The following is a 16,153-nucleotide window of genomic DNA, read 5'->3' on the forward strand; positions in this document are numbered from 1 at the left end:
GCCCGAAAAAGGGTGGGTACCGCTACACATCTCGCCCGGGTCACTCCGGGGGAGCGGTGCGGGAGAAGCGGATCTCCTCGATGTCGAGCCGGGCCTGGACCTGGCGCAGGACGATGTCGTCGATGCGACGCTCGTCGCGCAGCTGCACGAGCGCGTCGCGGCGGCGGGCGAGGAGGGCGAGCGACAGGCTCGTGTACTGGCCGTGGTGCTCGACCACGGGGTCGCCGTCGACGCCCGCGGCCTTCACGAGGCGGCGCTGCTTGTCGAGCTCGTGCCGCACCCTGGCCGTCACGAGGTCGCCGACGCCGAGCTGCAGAGCAGTGTCGTCGATGGCCTCGAGCGCCGCGTCGAGGGTGAAGACCTCGGCGAGCTGGATCTCCTCGGCGACCGAGTCGTCGGCGGGAAGCCGGGCGAACCGGACGATCGCCGGCAGCAGCAGCGCCTGCAGGAGGCTCAGCATGATGACGCCGCAGGCGATGAGCACGATGAGGTCGCGGTCGGGGAACGGGGCGCCGGACTCCAGGGTGCGCGGCACGGCGAGGATCGCCGCGAGCGACACGGCCCCGCGGAAGCCGGCCGCCGCGCTCACGGTGCGCTGGCGTGCGCTCACACGCCGTGCCCGCTGCGCAGGACGGCGGTCGACCGTGCGGATCGCGTAGGGCGTCGTGTAGGTCCACACCCAGCGCACGCCGATGACGACCGCCGCCACCAGGAGGATGTCCAGCAGCGCTCGACCCATCGACTCGCTGGAGAGGTTGCGGAACGCCGACTGCGCCTCGAGACCGATCAGCACGAACAGCGCGCTGCTCAGCACGGTCGTGGCGAGCGACCAGAACGGGACGACGAGGTGCCTCGTGGCGGCACCGGTGATGCGGGGTGCCACCTGGCTCAGGAAGAGTCCGCACGCGACGACGGCCAGGACGCCCGAGGCCTCGATGGACTCGGCCGCGAGGAACGCCGCGAAGGGGGTCACCAGGATGGCGATGCCCTCGAGCATGGGGTCGTCCATCCGGCGGCGGATCTGCCAGCTGAGGAGGCCGACCAGGCCGCCGGCCAGGACGCCGCCTCCGTACGAGAGCACGACGAGCCAGGTGACGTGGAGCCCGGTGAGGTGCTCCTCGCCGACGGTCACCCCGACGGCGAGCCCGTAGAGGACCAGCGCGGTGCCGTCGTTGACGAGGCTCTCGGCACGAAGGGTCGTGACGGTGCGGCGCGGGAGGTTGCGGGCCAGGACGCCGACGGCGGTCGCGTCAGTCGGCGCGAGCGCCGCGCCCAGGACCCATGCGGGTCCCCACGCCATGCCCAGCACGTAGTGGGCGGTGGCTGCGACGGCGCCCGCCGTGACCACCACCAGTGCGGTGCTGGTCAGCACGACGACGCGCAGGTTGTTCCGGATCTCCCGCAACGAGGTCGTCAGGCTCTCCCAGAACAGCAGAGCGGGAAGGAAGACGAGGAGGATGATCTCCGGCGGCAGATGCGCGTGGCGCAGGTGCGGGACGAACCCGATGAGCACGCCGGCGACGACCAGCAGGATGGCGGGGGCGATCGGGTAACGGCTGGCGAGCGCGCCGCACGCCACGAGCGCGACTCCCAGCAGGACGACCATCTCGAGTCCGAGCACGGGTCAATCTTCACCCCGAGGCGCAACTCGCGGGGTCAGAAGGGGCGCGACGGGTATCCCGTGTCGAAGTGCATGTAGTCCGGCACGTCGATGTTCTGCCAGATCCAGCCCTCGCGATCGAAGAGTCGCCACACCAGACCCTTCTCGAGGATCTTGCCTCGGCCTGGGGTCCGCTCGGCGTGGCGAGCCGAGGGCGTCCAGCAGTCGCACCGCAGGTCCATCCACGGGTTCTCGAGCGGATTGATGTCCACCGCGCGCCCGTTCGCGTGGGGCGAGTCCTTGAACGGCGCGTTGATCTGGTCGGCGCGACGGCAGTTGAAGGCCGAGGTGTTGTCCGCCGACAGACTCCTGGCCACGTCGCCGCCGTAGGCCTCGACGCCCTTCATCTTGCGGATCGGGAACTTCCTCTCGTAGAGGCGGTCGAAGATCCGCTGGATGCTCGGCGCGACGTCGGCGTTGACGATCAGGTGGCCGCGGCGCGTGCGGTCTGCGAAGTCGACGAAGTTCAGGTCGACCCGGCGGAGCTGGTCACGACGCTGGACCGGGCACTCCGGGCGCACCATGCCGGCCGCGACGATCCGGTCCCACTGCGCCGGGGGAACCTCACGGATCCGCGAGGCCGGCGGGGGAGCGGGCGTCGTGGCGGTGGGTGAGGGAGCCGGCGTCGTCGCGGTCGGTGTCGCGCTCGAGGTGGTGCTGGCACTGGGCGCGGGCTCGTCGTCCGAGCCGCTGCAGCCGGCGAGCAGCGCCAGGGCCAGCACCGTGCCCAGGACGGCGGGAAGTCGGGAACGCATCCCCGTGAGTCTGACGCACCCGTCGCCTCGGCGCGAGCCCCTCGACGAATCCGCGGACAGCACACGCCCCCGGATCTAGGGTGACGGATGTGACGACGACGACGGAGCAGACCGGGCTCGGACGCATGGCCTTCCTGGGCATCGGCGTCGTCGTGTCCACCGTGGCGAACTACCTGGTCGCGTACGCGATCTACGACTCCTCGTACGGGTCCGCGTTCTTCCTGGACGACGACGTCCGCAGCACTGCGGTGTGGCTCCCGCTGTTGGCCGGAGCCGTGATGGGCTGCGTCCAGGCCCTCGTGCTGGGCGCCCGCGCGACCCTGGCTGCCGCCGTCGTCACGCTGTTCATCGGGTTCATGGCCGTGCATCCCATGGTGACCGTGGCGCTGGTCGCCGCGGGCGTCGCACTCGGCTGCGGCCTGGCGCGCGCCCTCTCCACTTTTGGAACGCGTTGAACCGTTCTGGGTGAACGAACGGTTCAACGCGTTCCAAAAGTGGAGAGAGGTGAGTGACGGCCTGCCGTCCCGGGTACACCCCCGGCATGAGTCTCTCCATCGGATGCACTCTCATGTGCGAGCAGTCCCCGCCGACGAGCCTGGTGACGTACGCCCGGAAGGCCGAGGAGGTGGGGTTCCCGTTCGCCGTCATGAGCGACCACTTCAACCCGTGGCTGGACGAGCAGGGCCACAGCCCCAACGCCTGGGTGACGCTCGGCGCGGTCGCCCAGGCGACGCAGGCGCTGGAGCTCATGACCTACGTGACGTGCCCGATCGGTCGCTACCACCCGACGGTGGTGGCGCAGCAGGCCGCGACCCTCGGTGTCCTGAGCGGCGGTCGGTTCTCGCTGGGCCTGGGCGCCGGCGAGAACCTCAACGAGCACGTGGTCGGCGAGGGGTGGGACCCGGTCAACGTGCGCCACGAGGCGTTCTCCGAGGCACTGCAGATCATCAACGAGCTGTTCGACGGCGGCTACGTGAACTTCGTAGGCGACCACTACCGGGTCGACTCGGCGAAGCTCTGGGACCTGCCCGAAGTGCGGGTGCCCATCGGCGTCGCCGTCAGCGGCCCGCAGTCCATCGAGGTCGCCGCTCCGTGGAGCGACTTCATGATCGCGGTCGAGCCCGACGCCGACGCCGTCGCGAACTACGACGAGGCGGTCGGCGCGAACGCGCCGGCGCGCAAGGTCGGTCAGCTGCCGATCTCGTGGGACTCCGACCGTGAGCGGGCGGTGACACGAGCTCACGAGCAGTTCCGCTGGTTCGCCGGCGGCTGGAAGGTCAACGCCGAGCTGCCCGGCCCGTCCGCGTTCGACGCCGCCACGCAGTTCGTGCGGCCGGAGGACGTCGCCGAACAGATCGCGTGCGGCGACGACATCGACGCCGTGGTCGAGGCCGTGCGGCCGTTCGCCGAGGCGGGCTTCACGGACCTCGCGCTCCTGCAGATCGGCGACGAGGGCCAGGACCGGTTCTTCGAGGCCGCGCCCGAGATCCTGGCCGCGCTGCAGCAGGAGTTCGGCGACTGATCAGTCCGACTGGCGCAAGTCCTGCGCCAGCATCACGATGATGCCGCTGGGCCCGCGGACGTAGGTGAGCCGGTAGATGTCCTCGTAGGTCGCCACGCCGCGGAGCGGGTGGCAGCCGTGACGCGCCGCGATCTCGAGCGCCGCATCGAGGTCGGGGACGGAGAAGGCCACGCGATGCATGCCGATCTCGTTCGGCTGCGTCGGCTCCGTCTCGATCGCGTCGGGGTGGAGGTACTCGAAGAGCTCGAGCCGGCCGAGGCCGTCCGGCGTCTGGAGCATCGCGATGTTGGCGTGGTTGCCGTCGAGGCCGACGGCCGTGTCGGTCCACGTGCCGCTCACCGTGTCGCGGCCGAGAACCGTCAGCCCCAGGTCGGTGAAGAAGGCGATCGCCGCCTCGAGGTCGCGCACCGCGATGCCGACGTTCTCGAGCTTGATGTCCATGCGCTGCACGCTACCGAGAACGTGGCCGACGGGTCAGCGGACCGGGTAGCAGAGATGGAGTACCCGCTCGGCCCGGATCACGACGTCGGGATCGGTCAGGAGGTGGGGCGCGTCGATCGGTCCGAAGAAGCGACGGCCGGATCCGAGCACGACGGGGACGACGTCCATGCGCACCTCGTCGACCAGGCCCGCGGCCAGCGCCTGCCCGCCCACGTCGCCGGCGGCGATCTCGACGACACGCCCGCCGGCCAGCTCCTGGGCCTGCGCCACCGCCGCCTCGATGCCGTCGACGAAGTGGAACGGTGCGTCGGTGTTCCAGTCCGCGGGTGCGGGTCGGTGCGTCACGATGACCACGTGGTCGATCCCGCTGGGAGGCGTGCCGTCCCAGCCGTCGGTGAGGTCGAAGACTCGTCGCCCGGTGACCGTCACCCCGATCTCGTCCCAGTAGGGCCGGACGTGGTCGAACGAGGCCTGCGTCACCTTCAGGAAGCCGCTGTCGTCCAGCGGTACGTCACCGATGGTCAGCCAGTCGAACAACGGGCCGGGATCGTCGTTCGCGTCGGCGATGAAGCCGTCCACCGACACCGACCCGTACAGAACGACCTTGCCCACGGCGTGCTCCTCTGCGTTGACGTGCGTTCACGCTAGCGTGACGGCGGCCTCTCTCCGTCGCGCCACGGCGGGTCGGCGCCGGGGCGGGAGACGGTGATCACTGCGGCCGCGACGGCGGCGTGTCCGAGGGACTCCAGCTCGTCGGCCGCGAACGACGTCCGGTCGGCCCAGCCCCGCCGCAGCAGCTCGGCCAGCAGCGTTCCCATCCAGGTGTCGCCGGCGCCGATCGTGTCGGCGACCTCGACCGGCGGAACCCGGACCTCGACCTCGTCGGACCCGGAGCAGAGCAGCGCCGACTCCCCGCCGCGTGTGAGGGCCGCCAGCGCGGGTCCATGACCGGCCAGGAGCCGCAGGACCGAGAGCGGGCCTCCCGAGTCCTCGGCCAGCACGTCGGCGTCCTCGTCGCTCAGCTTCACGAACCGGCTGAGGGCGGCGAGCTCGAGGACGCGCTCGCGGAGCAGCGGGACCGACGGCGCGAGCGCGGGCCGGACGTTGGGGTCGAAGCCGACCGCCCGACCGGCAGCGTGCGCGCGTCGGACGAGGTCGAGGACGACGTCGGCGCCGGGCGCCATCCACGCACCGATCGAGCCGACGTGGACGAGGTGGAAGTCCTCCGGGTCGGGCAGCTCGTTCGGGTCCCAGCGGAGGTCGAACTCGTACGTGGCCGCGCCGTCGGCGCCGATCGTCGCGGTCGCCGAGGCGGTGGGCAGGGAGGCGTTCGCGTTCGCCAGCGTCACGCCGCTCTCGGCGAGATGAGCTCGGATCAGCGCGCCGAAGTGGTCGTCGCCCACGTGCGCGGCGAGCGTCGTGTCGATGCCCTGACGCGCCATGGTCACCGCCACGTTCAGCGGCGAGCCGCCGGGATGCTCGGTGACGCTGCCGTCGGCCCTGCGCGTGACGTCCACCAACGCCTCGCCGACGACGAGGGCCCGGGGCACGCGCGCCGCGCTCATCTACGGAGTCGCCTGCCGGGTCATGGGGACGTGGTCGATGCCGGCCTCCATGAAGTGCGGGCCGGTGGTGACGAAGCCGAACGAGCCGTACCAGTTCTCGAGGTAGGCCTGGGCGCCGAGCCGGATCTCGGTGTCGCCCCAGCGGTTCACGACCTCGCGGACGAGGGCGCCCGAGAGGCCCTGGCCGCGGGCCTCCTTCAGAGTGGCGACGCGGCCGACCTTGCGGACGCCGTTCGACAGGTAGGTGCGCAGGTAGGACTGGACGAAGCCGTTCGCGTCCGCGATCCACAGGTGGGTGCAGTCGTCGGCCAGGTCGACGCCGTCGACGTCGGGCTCGTCGCACTGCTGCTCGACCGCGAAGACGACGTCGCGGATGCGCCAGATCTCGTAGACCTCACGGGCGCTGAGCTCGGGGCCGGGACGTGCGGTGATCGTGGGGGTCGTCACGGGTTGACGATAGTGGGCTGGCCGAGCAGCTGCTCGACGTGCTCGAGGAGCCTCGCGCGCAGTGGGGCCGCCGCCTCGGTGAACCCGCGTTGGCGGCGGACGTACTCGGCCTTGCCCTCGGGCGTCTCGATGCGGATGGGCTCGTAGCCCAGGTCCGCGAGGTCGTAGGGGGAGGCCTTCATGTCGACCTCGCGCACGGCCAGCGCGAGCTCGAACGTGTCGAGGACGATCGTCGCCTCCACGAACGGCAGCAGCCGGAACGCGATCCGGTAGAGGTCCATCGTCGCGTGGAGACAGCCGGGCTGCTCGCGGTCGAGCTGGTGCTCGCGGCCGAGCACCTCGACGTTCAGCGGGCGCGCCTCGTCGGTGAAGAAGCGGAACGCGTCCACGTGCGTGCAGACGAGCCGGTTCGACTCCACGACCTCGTCCGTGCCGGCGGCGCCGAGCCGCAGGGGAGCGGGATGTCGGCGGTCGTCGGCTTCGCGGTAGACCATCGCCCACTCGTGCAGGCCGAAGCAGCCGGTGCGCGGGGACCGGGCAGCCGTTCGTGCCAGCAGCTCGCGCGTCCACCGCAGCCCCGAGAGCCGCTTCCCCAGCCGGGAGGCGTCCACTGTCGCGACGCCTTCGGACTCGACGTAGGCCCCCAGCGCGGCGTACTCGGGTGCATCGGCCAGACCGACGCCGAGCCCCGGGTGCCAGCGCTCGAGCGCGCCGGGGGACAGGTTGTAGTACTCGAACAGGAAGTCCGCGACGGGGTGCTTCTCGCCGTCGGCCCGCCGTGCCAGGTGGGGTGCCGTGTGCCACCGGGCGCGCTCACGGTGCGCCTCGGCGAGTGGCAGCCATGCGGATCGGCTCAGGACCTGCATGATCCGCAGGTGCCGAAGATCTCCAGCGTGTGGGAGACGTCGGCGAAGCCGTTCTCCTCGGCGACCCGGTCGGCCCAGCGCTCGACCGTGGGGCCCTCGACCTCCACCGTGCGACCGCACGCGCGGCAGACGAGGTGGTGGTGGTGACCGCGGCTGCACTGGCGGTACAGCGTCTCGCCGTCATCGGAGCGCAGCGCGTCGATCTCCTCGGCGTCGGCGAGCGCTTGCAGGGTGCGGTAGACCGTGGACAGGCCGACGTTCTCGCCGCGCGACGCGAGCATCGCGTGGATCTGCTGCGCGGAGGAGAACCCGTCGAGGTCCTCCATCAGCTCGGCGACGGCTCGGCGCTGGCGGGTGTTGCGGGGTGCCTCAACCACGAGGTGCCTCCTGTCGGGTGCGGACGTGTGTCAGTGCGTGGGCCAGGGCGGTCACGACGAACACGGCGAGGGCGATCACGACGATCGTGGGGCCCGGCTGGGTGTCGATCTGGTAGCTCACGAGCAGGCCGGTGACCGCCGAGAACAGCCCGATCGCCATGGCAGCGAGGTGCGTGGAGCGAAAGCTGCGGGTGACCTGCTGGGACGCCGCGACCGGGACCACCATCAGCGCCGAGACCAGCAGCAGTCCCACCGTGCGCATCGCGACGGTGATCGTGACGGCCGCGAGCACCGCGATGAGCATGCCGTACAGCCTCACCGGGATGCCCATGACGCGCGCCTGGGACTCGTCCTGGCACACGGCGAACAGCTGCGGACGCAGGGCGATCGTCGTGGCGATCACGACCAGGCCGAGAGCGACGACGATCACGAGGTCGGTGCGGCTCATCGTGATGATCGAGCCGAAGAGGTACTGGTTGAGCGTGGCGGCGGACTCGCCGGCGAGGTTCGTCAGCAGCACGCCGCCCGCGAGGCCTCCGTAGAAGAGCATCGCCAGTGCGAGGTCCCCGCTGGTGCGGCCGACGCTGCGCAGGATCTCGAGCAGGATCGCGCCGCCGACGGCCACGACGATCGCGGTGGTCAGCGGAGCGACGCCCGTCAGCAGGCCGAGCGCGACGCCGGTGAGCGCCACGTGGCCGAGACCGTCGCCGAGCAGGGCCAGGCGCCGCTGGACGACGAACGTGCCCACGGCCGGTGCCGACAGGCCCGTGACGATCGCCGCCACGAGCGCGTACTGCATGAAGGAGTAGGAGAGGACGCTCATGCGGCGCCTCCCGGGAGCGGTCCCTCGGCGGGCACGGGACGCGTCACCGCGGGCTCGCTGCTGTGCGCGTGGTCGTGGGCGTGGTCGTGCGTCCCGGGCCCCTGCGCCGGCCCCTCGTACTCGACGAGTCCGGAGTCCAGGTGCACCGCGCGGTCGACGAGCGGCGCCAGCGGGCCGAGCTCGTGGGCGACCATGACGATCGCGGTGCCGCGCTCGTCCAGCTCGCCCAGCAGGTCGGCGAAGACCTCCGCGCTGTGCGCGTCGATGCCGGCCATCGGCTCGTCCATGACGACGAGGTCGGGGTCGGCGACCAGGGCGCGAGCGATGTGCGCGCGCTGCTGCTGGCCACCGGACAGGTGGGTGAGGGGCCGCTTCGCGAGGTGGGCAAGCCCCACGCGCTCGATGAGCTCGGCCGCGGCGGCCCGGTCGGCGCGCGACGGCCAGCCGAAGCGCGGCCGGCGCGACAGCGCGCCGCTCACGACGACCTCGGTCACGGTGGCCGGGACGCCGGAGAACACCTCGGGACGCTGGGCCATGTAGCCGACGCGCTGGTGGTCGCGGAACTGGTCGAGGGGCGTGCCGAAGAGCCGGACCGAGCCGCGGTGCGGCAGCAGGCCGACGAGTGCGCGCACGAGCGTGGACTTGCCCGAGCCGTTCGCCCCCAGGATGGTCACGAACTCGCCCGGCATGACTCGCAGGTCGACCCCGCGCAGCACCTGAGTGCCGGCGAGGTCGACCCGGACGCCCGTGGCGTCGATGACGGGGGTGGAGGGGTCGGTCACTGGCAGCCGTTCGCCTTCACCAGTGCCTCGAGGTTCTGCCTCATGAGGGAAACGTAGTCCTCGTCGGCCGTCTCGTCCGACAGGCCCTCGATCGGGTCGAGCACGGCGGTGGCCGCACCGGTCTCGCGGGCGACCGTCTCGGCGAGCGCCGACGACGCCAGTCGCTCGGTGAACACGGTCGTCAGACCGTGCTCCTTGACCTGCTCGGTGATCTCCGCGAGCGCCGCCGTGGTGGGCTCGGACTGCGGGTCGATGCCGCTGATCGGCACCTGCGTGAGGTCGTACGCGTGGGCGAGGTGGCCGAACGCCGCGTGCGACGTGACGAACTCGGTGCGCTCGCACGAGGCGAGGCCCTTCGTGAAGTCGGCGTCGAGCGCCTCGAGCTCGGCGATCAGCTCATCGGCGTTCGCCTCGAAGGTGGAGGCCTGGTCGGGGTCGGCCTCGACCAGCGCGTCGCGCACGCCCTCGGCGGCGGTCACCATGTTCGCCGGGTCGAGCCACACGTGCGGATCGATGCCGCCGTGGTCGTGGTCGTGCCCCTCGTGGTCCTCGTCGTGGTCGTGGTCGTGGTCGTGACCCTCCTCGTCGGCGATCTCCTCGACGCCGGCGGCCAGGTCGACCGTGGTGGCCGAGTCGCGGTCGGCGTCCTCGACGGCGTGGTCGACGGCCTCCTGGAAGTGGGTGAGGTAGACGACGACGTCGGCCTCGTTGACGTCGACCACCTGCTTGGCGGTGAGCTCGAGGTCGTGGGCCTCGGCGCCGGGGGAGGTCAGGGTCTCGACGGAGACGCTCTCGCCGCCGATGCGCTCGGCGAGGAACGCGGCGGGGTAGAACGACGCGACGACCGAGGTGCGACCGTCGTCGTCACCCGATCCGGCGCACGCGACGAGGGTTCCGGCGAGGAGGGCGGTGCAGGCGGCACCGGCAAGCAGCTTCATGACAACCATTCTCAAGAAGAGTGAGAACGGTTGTCAAATCAGAGCCGGCCCCCCGTGGTCGGGTCGAACACGTGCACCTGCGAGAGGTCCAGCGGGGACAGCCGGATCTCGCTGCCCTTCTCGGGCGGGTTGCGCCAGTCGGTGCGCGCGACGAGGTTGTCCGTGAGGCTCTCGGTGTGCCCGTAGAGGTACGCGTCGGCGCCGGTCTCCTCGACGACCGAGATGGTGATCGGCAGCCCCTGCTCGCTGATGCCGAGGTTCTCGGGCCGCACGCCGATGGTGACGACGGGCCCGGCCTGCGCGAGGACCGACCGCTCGATCGGCACCACGGCGTCGCCCAGCCGCACGCCGCCATCGACGACGGGCAGGTCGAGCAGGTTCATCGCGGGGGAGCCGAGGAAGCCGGCGACGAAGACGTTGGCTGGGTGGTCGTAGATCTCGCGCGGCGTCGCCACCTGCTGCAGGACGCCGGCCTCCATGACCGCGACGCGATCGCCCATCGTCATGGCCTCGACCTGGTCGTGGGTGACGTAGACCGTCGTCGTGCCGAGCCGGCGCTGGAGCGCGGCGATCTGGGTGCGGGTCTGCACGCGCAGCTTGGCGTCGAGGTTCGACAGCGGCTCGTCCATCAGGAAGACCTGCGGCGAGCGGACGATGGCGCGGCCCATCGCCACGCGCTGCCGCTGGCCACCGGAGAGCGCCTTGGGCTTGCGGTCGAGGTAGGGCACGAGGTCGAGGATCGTGGCCGCCTCCTCCACCCGGGTGCGCACCTCGGCCTTCGGGATCCCCGCGATCTTCAGCGCGAAGCCCATGTTCTCGGCCACGGTCATGTGCGGGTACAGCGCGTAGTTCTGGAACACCATCGCGATGTCCCGGTCCTTCGGCGCCAACCGCGTGACGTCGCGGTCGCCGATGAGGACGCGACCGGAGTCGACGTCCTCGAGTCCCGCGAGCATGCGCAGGGTCGTGGACTTGCCGCAGCCGGACGGACCGACCAGCACGAGGAACTCGCCGTCCTCGATGGCCAGGTCCATCGCGTCCACGGTCGGCCGCTCCTGGCCGTCGAAGATGCGGGTCGCCTTGTCGAACGTCACCGATGCCACGGTGCTGCTCCCTTCGTCGGGGTCATGGTCACCACGGCTGCCAGTCCGGCTTGTGGGCGACCGTGAAGCGGTAGTAGTCGAGGAGCCGCAGCTCGGACGCCGCGTCGGGGTCGACGACGAACGTCACGTGCGGGTGCAGCTGGAGCACCGAGGCGGGGCAGAACGCGCTCACGGGGCCCTCCACCGCGGCCGCGACGGCTGCTGCCTTGGTCGCTCCGGTCGCCACGAGGACGACGTGGCGCGCGTCGAGGATCGTGCCGAGGCCCTGCGTCAGCACGTGGACTGGCACCTCGTCGACCGAGTCGAAGAAGCGCGCGTTGTCCTGCCGGGTCTGCGGCGTGAGTGTCTTGGTGCGGGTGCGCGACGCGAGCGACGAGCCGGGCTCGTTGAAGCCGATGTGGCCGTCCGTGCCGATGCCGAGCAGCTGGACGTCGATGCCGCCGGCGGCCGCGATGGCGGCCTCGTACCGTGCCGCCTCGGCGGGGACGTCCTTGGCCTCGCCGTCGGGTCCGTCGACCTCGATCCCCGCGCGGTCGGTGAAGTCGCGGCGGATCACCGAGTGGTAGCTCTGCGGGTGCGACCGCGGCAGGCCGAGGTACTCGTCCAGGGTGAACGCACGCACGCCGTCGAACGACAGGGTGCCCGCGTCGCGCCGGCGCAGCAGCTCCTCGTAGACCGGCAGCGGCGACGAGCCCGTGGCCAGCCCCAGCACCGCGCCGGGGTGCACGTGCCCGGAGATCGCGTCCGCCGCGACCTCGCCCGGGCTGGACGTGATGACGACCTCCATCAGACCCGCACCCCCTCGGCGACGAGGAGGGCGGCGCCGCGGGTGCCGACGGCGACGTCCTCGGGCAGCCAGCGCACGCGGTCGGCGACCGGGACGGCGCGGCCGACCACCGTGTGGTCGTCGTGGTCGAGTCGGGCGGTCACGGCCCGGCGCAGCGCGGGGTTGCGCGAGACGACCCCACCCGTGACGAGGATCAGGGCGACGTCAGGCGCGTAGGCCAACAGCGTGATCGCGTGCGCGATGCCGGCGGTGAGGTCGCCCGCCGTGCGGACGGCGACGGGGTCGCCCGCCGCCGCGGCGTCGAGGAGCTGGCGGGCGGTGCCACTCCACGTGCGCCGCATCCCGCTGCCGGAGGCGTAGAGCTCGAGACAGCCCGTCTGGCCGCACGGGCAGGTCGGACCGCTGCGGTCGAAGACCAGGTGGCCGATCTCGCCGGCCATCCCGGTGGCACCGGCGCGCAGCCGGCCGTCGAGGACGAGTCCCGCGGCCAGGCCCGTGCCGATGTTCAGCAAGGCGTAGTCGTCGACGCCGGGATCGTGCCGCGCCACCCAGCCGCCAGCGCCGAGCGCGGCGGTGTTGACGTCGTTCTCGACCCCCACCGGGCCGGACGTGAGCGAGCGCAGGGTCGGGAGCAGGTCGAGCGGCTCGGCGCCGAGGCCGAGGTTCACGGCGTGCGAGACGGCGCCCCGGCTGACGAACCCCGGGATGCCGACGCCGATGCCGGCCACCTCGGCGTCGGGTCCGACCTCGGCAGCGAGGGAGTGAACGGCGGCGGCGATCCCGGCGCGGATGCCCGACGCGCCTGGCTCGGTGCGGTGACGCACCTCGGCCAGGGCGGGCCCGGTGGGGTCGCCGGGGGAGACCGCCACGGCCTTGACGGACGTGCCGCCGATGTCGAGGCCCACGAGGATCGGGGTCACCAGACCTCACCCCTCAGCGCCCGCGACAGGGCGGCCAGCAGGGCGGCGGACGAGCCCATCGTGCACACGACGTCGGGGCGGCCGGCCAGTCGCGGGTCGGGCCACGCCAGCTCGACGAGACGGGCCTGGGGGTTCGCCTCGAGCTGCTGCGCTACCCACGCCCAGACGTCGGGATGAGCCGTGGCGCGACGGATGACCACGAGGACCTCGCCGCCGAAGGGCCCGACACCGTCGAGGTCGCGCGCGGTCAGGTCGACCACCTCGGCGTCCACGTCGAGGCGGCCCCAGTCGGTCCAGCCGACCGCCGGGTTGGTGCCGGTGTCGATGCGCACCACGGTGGCGCGGCCGTGCAGGGGAGCCACGCCGAGCCGCGACACGACCTCGGACGCGACCTTCTCGGCGGCCACGCGACCGGCCTCGACGGCGCCCGCCTCGACGGGAGGCCGCTCCGACCACGTGGCGCGTAGCCGCTCGACCCGGGCGGCCGCGTCGCGGAGTCGCCCGCGGTCCAGCGTTCCGGACTCGACGGCGGCGACGACCGCGTCGACGGCCTCCGCGAGCGCACGGGGCTCCGCGGACGCCTCCGGTCCGAGGCACAGCAGGTCGGCACCGGCCGCCAAGGACGCGACCGCGGCGCCACCGAGTCCCAGCGTGCCGCTCGCGCCCGCCATGTCGAGGGCATCGCTGACGATCACGCCGTCGTAGCCGAGCTCCTCGCGCAGCAGTCCGGTGAGGACAGCCGGGCTCAGCGTGGCGGGTCGGTCCGGGTCGAACGCGGCCAGCACGACGTGCGAGGTCATGATCGAGGCGGCACCCGCGGCGATCGCCGCGCGGAACGGCACCAGCTCACGCTCGTGCAGGACCTCGGCGGACGCGTCGACGCGGGGGAGCGTGAGGTGGGAGTCGGCGCTCGTGTCGCCGTGGCCGGGGAAGTGCTTCACGCTGGCCGCGACGCCCACCGAGGCGAGGCCCTCGACGAACGCGGCGACGTGGCGGGCCACGAGGCCCGGGTCGGCGCCGAAGCTGCGCGTCCCGATGACGGGGTTGGCCGGGTTGCTGTTCGCGTCGGCGCACGGCGCGAGGTCGAGCCACACGCCCGCCTCGCGGAGCTCCGCCCCGATGCCGGCGGCGATCGTGCGCGTGAGCTGGACGTCGTCCACGACGCCGAGCGCCGCGTTGCCCGGGTGGGGGCTGCCGTCGGCCATGTGCAGCCGCGTGACGTCGCCACCCTCCTCGTCGAGCGCCAGGACCCGCGTCGGATCGAGCGCCGCGACGGCGCGCGCGACCGGCCGGACGTCGCCGTCGGCCGGCAGGTTGTCCCCGTAGAGGCAGATCCCCGCCAGGCCGCCCTCGAACGCCGGACCGAGCCACGCGGGCACGGCGGGCCCGTGGAAGGCCGCCAGCATCACGCCGTGGGCGTCGGCGCGCACGGAGCCGCTCATCCCTTCACCGCCCCCGAGACGAGGCCGGACGTCATCCGGCCCTGCACGATCATGAAGAAGACGATCACCGGGACGGCGACCATCGTCGCGCCGGCCATGACGCCGGGCCAGTCGATGGCCTCGTTCGAGACGTCGGACAGCCCGCGCAGCCACAGCGGCAGCGTGCGGTTGGACGGATCCATCACGACCACCGCGAGGGTGAACTCGTTCCACGCCTGGAGGAAGCCGTACACGCTGGCGGCGACCAGGCCGGGAGCCAGCAGCGGGAAGGTGATCGTGAAGAACGCGCGGGTGCGGCTGCAGCCGTCCACCATCGCCGCCTCCTCGAGATCGATCGGGACGCCGTCGGCGAAGCCGCGCAGCATCCAGATCGTGAACGGCAGGATCATCGCGACGTAGAGCAGCCCGAGGCCGCCGACGGTGTTGTAGAGGCCGGCGTCGCCGAGCATCTTGTACTGGCTGATGAACAGCGCCTCGGGCGGGATCATCTGGATCGCCAGCACGACGAGGATGAACTGGACGCGCCCGCGGAAGCGGAAGCGCGAGATCGCGACGGCGCCGAGGAACGCACACAGTCCCGCGCAGACGACGGCGAGCAGCGTGACCGTGATGCTGAGCTTGAACGAGTCGAGGAACGCGTCGTCGAAGACTCGGGCGAAGCCCGAGCCGGTGAGGTCGCGCGGGAACCACGCGGGCTCGGGGGAGCGCAGCCGGTCGGCCGGCTGGAACGCGCTGTTGAGGATCCAGTAGACGGGGAACACCCACACGACCGCGATCACGATCGCCAGGGCGCCCCACAGGCGTCGGCTCAGGGTGCGGCTCATCGGGACTCCCTCAGCAGGGCGCGGACGTAGCCGGCGGTCAGGACGAGCGTCAGCACCAGCACGAACATCGCCAGGGCGGACGCCATGCCGTAGTCGCTCTGGCCGATGCCGAGGGTGTAGATGTACGTGCCGAGCAGATGGGTTTTGCTCGGGGTGCCGCCGACGCCCTGCAGGTAGTAGATCTGGGCGAACACGCGCAGGTCCCACACGACCTGCAGCAGCAGCGTGATCGTCAGGACGGGGCGGATCGTCGGGTAGACGATGTGCCGGAAGCGCTGCCACGGGCTGGCGCCGTCGAGCTCGCCGGCCTCGAGGGCGTCCTCCGACACCTGGGTCAGTGCCGCGTAGACGGTGAACATCACGAACGGCACGCTCATCCACACGACGATCACGGTGGCGACGAAGTAGAACGACCACGGGTTGGTCAGCCAGTTGTGGCCGTCGAAGGACTCGAAGCCCAGCTTGACGAGTGTCCAGTTGATGACGCCGTACCGGGTGTCGAAGAGCCACTGCCACGAGGTCATCGCGGCGATCACCGGCATCGCCCACGCGAGCAGCATCGCGATCTGGAGCGTCAGCCGGGGGCCGCGGGACACGCGTCGCAGCAGCAGGGCGATCGCGATGCCGAGCAGCATCGTGACGGCCACGTTGACCGCGCAGAAGGCCAGCGACCGGCCGACCACCGCCCACATCTGGGCGTCGGTGAACAGGTCGACGTAGTTGTCCAGGCCCACGAAGGGCGCCGGCTGGCCGAACTGCTGGGCCCGGCCGTACTCCTGGAACGACATCACGACCTGGCGCACGAGCGGATATCCCATGGCGATCGCGAGGATCACCAGCGACGGCACCAGCAGTGCGTACGGTCCGACCCGACGGGTCATCGTCTGTGTGCTCATCGTTC

Annotated in this window: 19 protein-coding genes; 2 read left to right on the top strand and 17 right to left on the bottom strand. The window is 71.8% G+C overall.

Features of this window, described 5'->3' with window-relative positions; translation table 11 throughout:
* Positions 1-40: 40 nt before the first annotated feature.
* Positions 41-1,621, bottom strand: coding sequence for a Na+/H+ antiporter (locus ACGWYL_RS13405; RefSeq protein ID WP_395487429.1), 1,581 nt, complete (start codon positions 1,619-1,621; stop codon positions 41-43).
* A gap of 35 nt (positions 1,622-1,656) precedes the next feature.
* The gene (locus ACGWYL_RS13410; protein WP_395487430.1) at positions 1,657-2,415 is read right to left on the bottom strand and encodes a M15 family metallopeptidase; all 759 of its coding nucleotides are present in this window, start codon (positions 2,413-2,415) and stop codon (positions 1,657-1,659) included.
* A gap of 89 nt (positions 2,416-2,504) precedes the next feature.
* Here ACGWYL_RS13410 and ACGWYL_RS13415 point away from each other — a divergent pair, with 89 nt between their 5' ends.
* Together ACGWYL_RS13415 and ACGWYL_RS13420 are read left to right on the top strand one after the other, a co-directional pair.
* Complete coding sequence (locus ACGWYL_RS13415; protein WP_395487431.1) at positions 2,505-2,870, top strand: hypothetical protein; 366 nt, start codon at positions 2,505-2,507, stop codon at positions 2,868-2,870.
* A gap of 86 nt (positions 2,871-2,956) precedes the next feature.
* Positions 2,957-3,937 carry a TIGR03557 family F420-dependent LLM class oxidoreductase gene (locus ACGWYL_RS13420; protein ID WP_395487432.1) on the top strand — a complete coding sequence of 327 codons (981 nt, stop codon included), beginning with the start codon at positions 2,957-2,959 and terminating at the stop codon, positions 3,935-3,937.
* On the opposite strand, the gene ACGWYL_RS13425 is transcribed toward ACGWYL_RS13420, so the two are convergent.
* The 15 genes from ACGWYL_RS13425 to ACGWYL_RS13495 are packed head-to-tail and all read right to left on the bottom strand — an operon-like array spanning position 3,938 to position 16,148.
* Positions 3,938-4,378, bottom strand: a complete 441-nt coding sequence (locus ACGWYL_RS13425) for a VOC family protein (protein WP_395487433.1) — start codon at positions 4,376-4,378, stop codon at positions 3,938-3,940.
* A gap of 33 nt (positions 4,379-4,411) precedes the next feature.
* Positions 4,412-4,990 (bottom strand): dihydrofolate reductase family protein, encoded by a 579-nt coding sequence (locus ACGWYL_RS13430; RefSeq protein ID WP_395487434.1) that lies wholly within the window; start codon positions 4,988-4,990, stop codon positions 4,412-4,414.
* 32 nt (positions 4,991-5,022) lie between these two features.
* A complete protein-coding gene (locus ACGWYL_RS13435; protein ID WP_395487435.1) occupies positions 5,023-5,943 on the bottom strand; it encodes a PfkB family carbohydrate kinase in 921 nt (306 codons plus the stop codon).
* Positions 5,944-6,390 carry a GNAT family N-acetyltransferase gene (locus tag ACGWYL_RS13440; RefSeq protein WP_179424464.1) on the bottom strand — a complete coding sequence of 149 codons (447 nt, stop codon included), beginning with the start codon at positions 6,388-6,390 and terminating at the stop codon, positions 5,944-5,946.
* Positions 6,387-7,256: a 3-methyladenine DNA glycosylase gene (locus ACGWYL_RS13445; RefSeq protein ID WP_395487436.1), complete on the bottom strand. Its 870-nt coding sequence runs from the start codon at positions 7,254-7,256 to the stop codon at positions 6,387-6,389. The genes ACGWYL_RS13440 and ACGWYL_RS13445 overlap by 4 nt, the downstream gene beginning before the upstream one ends.
* On the bottom strand, positions 7,244-7,582 hold the full coding sequence (locus ACGWYL_RS13450) for a transcriptional repressor (RefSeq protein WP_218846559.1): 339 nt from the start codon (positions 7,580-7,582) through the stop codon (positions 7,244-7,246). Before ACGWYL_RS13450 ends, ACGWYL_RS13445 begins: the two co-directional genes overlap by 13 nt.
* Positions 7,583-7,625: 43 nt before the next feature.
* Complete coding sequence (locus ACGWYL_RS13455) at positions 7,626-8,456, bottom strand: metal ABC transporter permease (RefSeq protein WP_179424461.1); 831 nt, start codon at positions 8,454-8,456, stop codon at positions 7,626-7,628.
* Positions 8,453-9,238 (bottom strand): metal ABC transporter ATP-binding protein, encoded by a 786-nt coding sequence (locus ACGWYL_RS13460; RefSeq protein WP_317628298.1) that lies wholly within the window; start codon positions 9,236-9,238, stop codon positions 8,453-8,455. The genes ACGWYL_RS13455 and ACGWYL_RS13460 overlap by 4 nt, the downstream gene beginning before the upstream one ends.
* Complete coding sequence (locus ACGWYL_RS13465) at positions 9,235-10,176, bottom strand: metal ABC transporter substrate-binding protein (RefSeq protein ID WP_395487437.1); 942 nt, start codon at positions 10,174-10,176, stop codon at positions 9,235-9,237. The genes ACGWYL_RS13460 and ACGWYL_RS13465 overlap by 4 nt, the downstream gene beginning before the upstream one ends.
* Positions 10,177-10,214: 38 nt before the next feature.
* The gene (locus tag ACGWYL_RS13470; RefSeq protein WP_395487438.1) at positions 10,215-11,279 is read right to left on the bottom strand and encodes an ABC transporter ATP-binding protein; all 1,065 of its coding nucleotides are present in this window, start codon (positions 11,277-11,279) and stop codon (positions 10,215-10,217) included.
* A 28-nt stretch (positions 11,280-11,307) separates the two neighbouring features.
* Positions 11,308-12,066: a glucosamine-6-phosphate deaminase gene (nagB, locus tag ACGWYL_RS13475; RefSeq protein WP_269306921.1), complete on the bottom strand. Its 759-nt coding sequence runs from the start codon at positions 12,064-12,066 to the stop codon at positions 11,308-11,310.
* On the bottom strand, positions 12,066-12,986 hold the full coding sequence (locus ACGWYL_RS13480) for an ROK family protein (protein ID WP_395487439.1): 921 nt from the start codon (positions 12,984-12,986) through the stop codon (positions 12,066-12,068). The genes nagB and ACGWYL_RS13480 overlap by 1 nt, the downstream gene beginning before the upstream one ends.
* The gene (locus tag ACGWYL_RS13485) at positions 12,983-14,428 is read right to left on the bottom strand and encodes a glycoside hydrolase family 3 N-terminal domain-containing protein (protein WP_395487440.1); all 1,446 of its coding nucleotides are present in this window, start codon (positions 14,426-14,428) and stop codon (positions 12,983-12,985) included. The genes ACGWYL_RS13480 and ACGWYL_RS13485 overlap by 4 nt, the downstream gene beginning before the upstream one ends.
* On the bottom strand, positions 14,425-15,252 hold the full coding sequence (locus ACGWYL_RS13490) for a carbohydrate ABC transporter permease (protein ID WP_179424455.1): 828 nt from the start codon (positions 15,250-15,252) through the stop codon (positions 14,425-14,427). Before ACGWYL_RS13490 ends, ACGWYL_RS13485 begins: the two co-directional genes overlap by 4 nt.
* Positions 15,249-16,148 carry a carbohydrate ABC transporter permease gene (locus ACGWYL_RS13495; protein ID WP_218845754.1) on the bottom strand — a complete coding sequence of 300 codons (900 nt, stop codon included), beginning with the start codon at positions 16,146-16,148 and terminating at the stop codon, positions 15,249-15,251. Before ACGWYL_RS13495 ends, ACGWYL_RS13490 begins: the two co-directional genes overlap by 4 nt.
* Positions 16,149-16,153 lie beyond the last annotated feature (5 nt).

It is taken from the genome of Aeromicrobium sp. JJY06, assembly GCF_044069275.1.
GTDB lineage: Bacteria > Actinomycetota > Actinomycetes > Propionibacteriales > Nocardioidaceae > Aeromicrobium > Aeromicrobium tamlense.

Bases quoted from the DNA above. Each gene is read 5' to 3' on its own strand.
- nagB (WP_269306921.1), bottom strand. From the start codon at position 12,066: ATGGAGGTCGTCATCACGTCCAGCCCGGGCGAGGTCGCGGCGGACGCG.
- ACGWYL_RS13450 (WP_218846559.1), bottom strand. From the start codon at position 7,582: ATGGAGGACCTCGACGGGTTCTCCTCCGCGCAGCAGATCCACGCGATG.
- ACGWYL_RS13445 (WP_395487436.1), bottom strand. From the start codon at position 7,256: ATGCAGGTCCTGAGCCGATCCGCATGGCTGCCACTCGCCGAGGCGCAC.
- ACGWYL_RS13410 (WP_395487430.1), bottom strand. From the start codon at position 2,415: ATGCGTTCCCGACTTCCCGCCGTCCTGGGCACGGTGCTGGCCCTGGCG.
- ACGWYL_RS13435 (WP_395487435.1), bottom strand. From the start codon at position 5,943: ATGAGCGCGGCGCGCGTGCCCCGGGCCCTCGTCGTCGGCGAGGCGTTG.
- ACGWYL_RS13425 (WP_395487433.1), bottom strand. From the start codon at position 4,378: ATGGACATCAAGCTCGAGAACGTCGGCATCGCGGTGCGCGACCTCGAG.
- ACGWYL_RS13420 (WP_395487432.1), top strand. From the start codon at position 2,957: ATGAGTCTCTCCATCGGATGCACTCTCATGTGCGAGCAGTCCCCGCCG.
- ACGWYL_RS13490 (WP_179424455.1), bottom strand. From the start codon at position 15,252: ATGAGCCGCACCCTGAGCCGACGCCTGTGGGGCGCCCTGGCGATCGTG.
- ACGWYL_RS13495 (WP_218845754.1), bottom strand. From the start codon at position 16,148: ATGAGCACACAGACGATGACCCGTCGGGTCGGACCGTACGCACTGCTG.
- ACGWYL_RS13465 (WP_395487437.1), bottom strand. From the start codon at position 10,176: ATGAAGCTGCTTGCCGGTGCCGCCTGCACCGCCCTCCTCGCCGGAACC.
- ACGWYL_RS13455 (WP_179424461.1), bottom strand. From the start codon at position 8,456: ATGAGCGTCCTCTCCTACTCCTTCATGCAGTACGCGCTCGTGGCGGCG.
- ACGWYL_RS13485 (WP_395487440.1), bottom strand. From the start codon at position 14,428: ATGAGCGGCTCCGTGCGCGCCGACGCCCACGGCGTGATGCTGGCGGCC.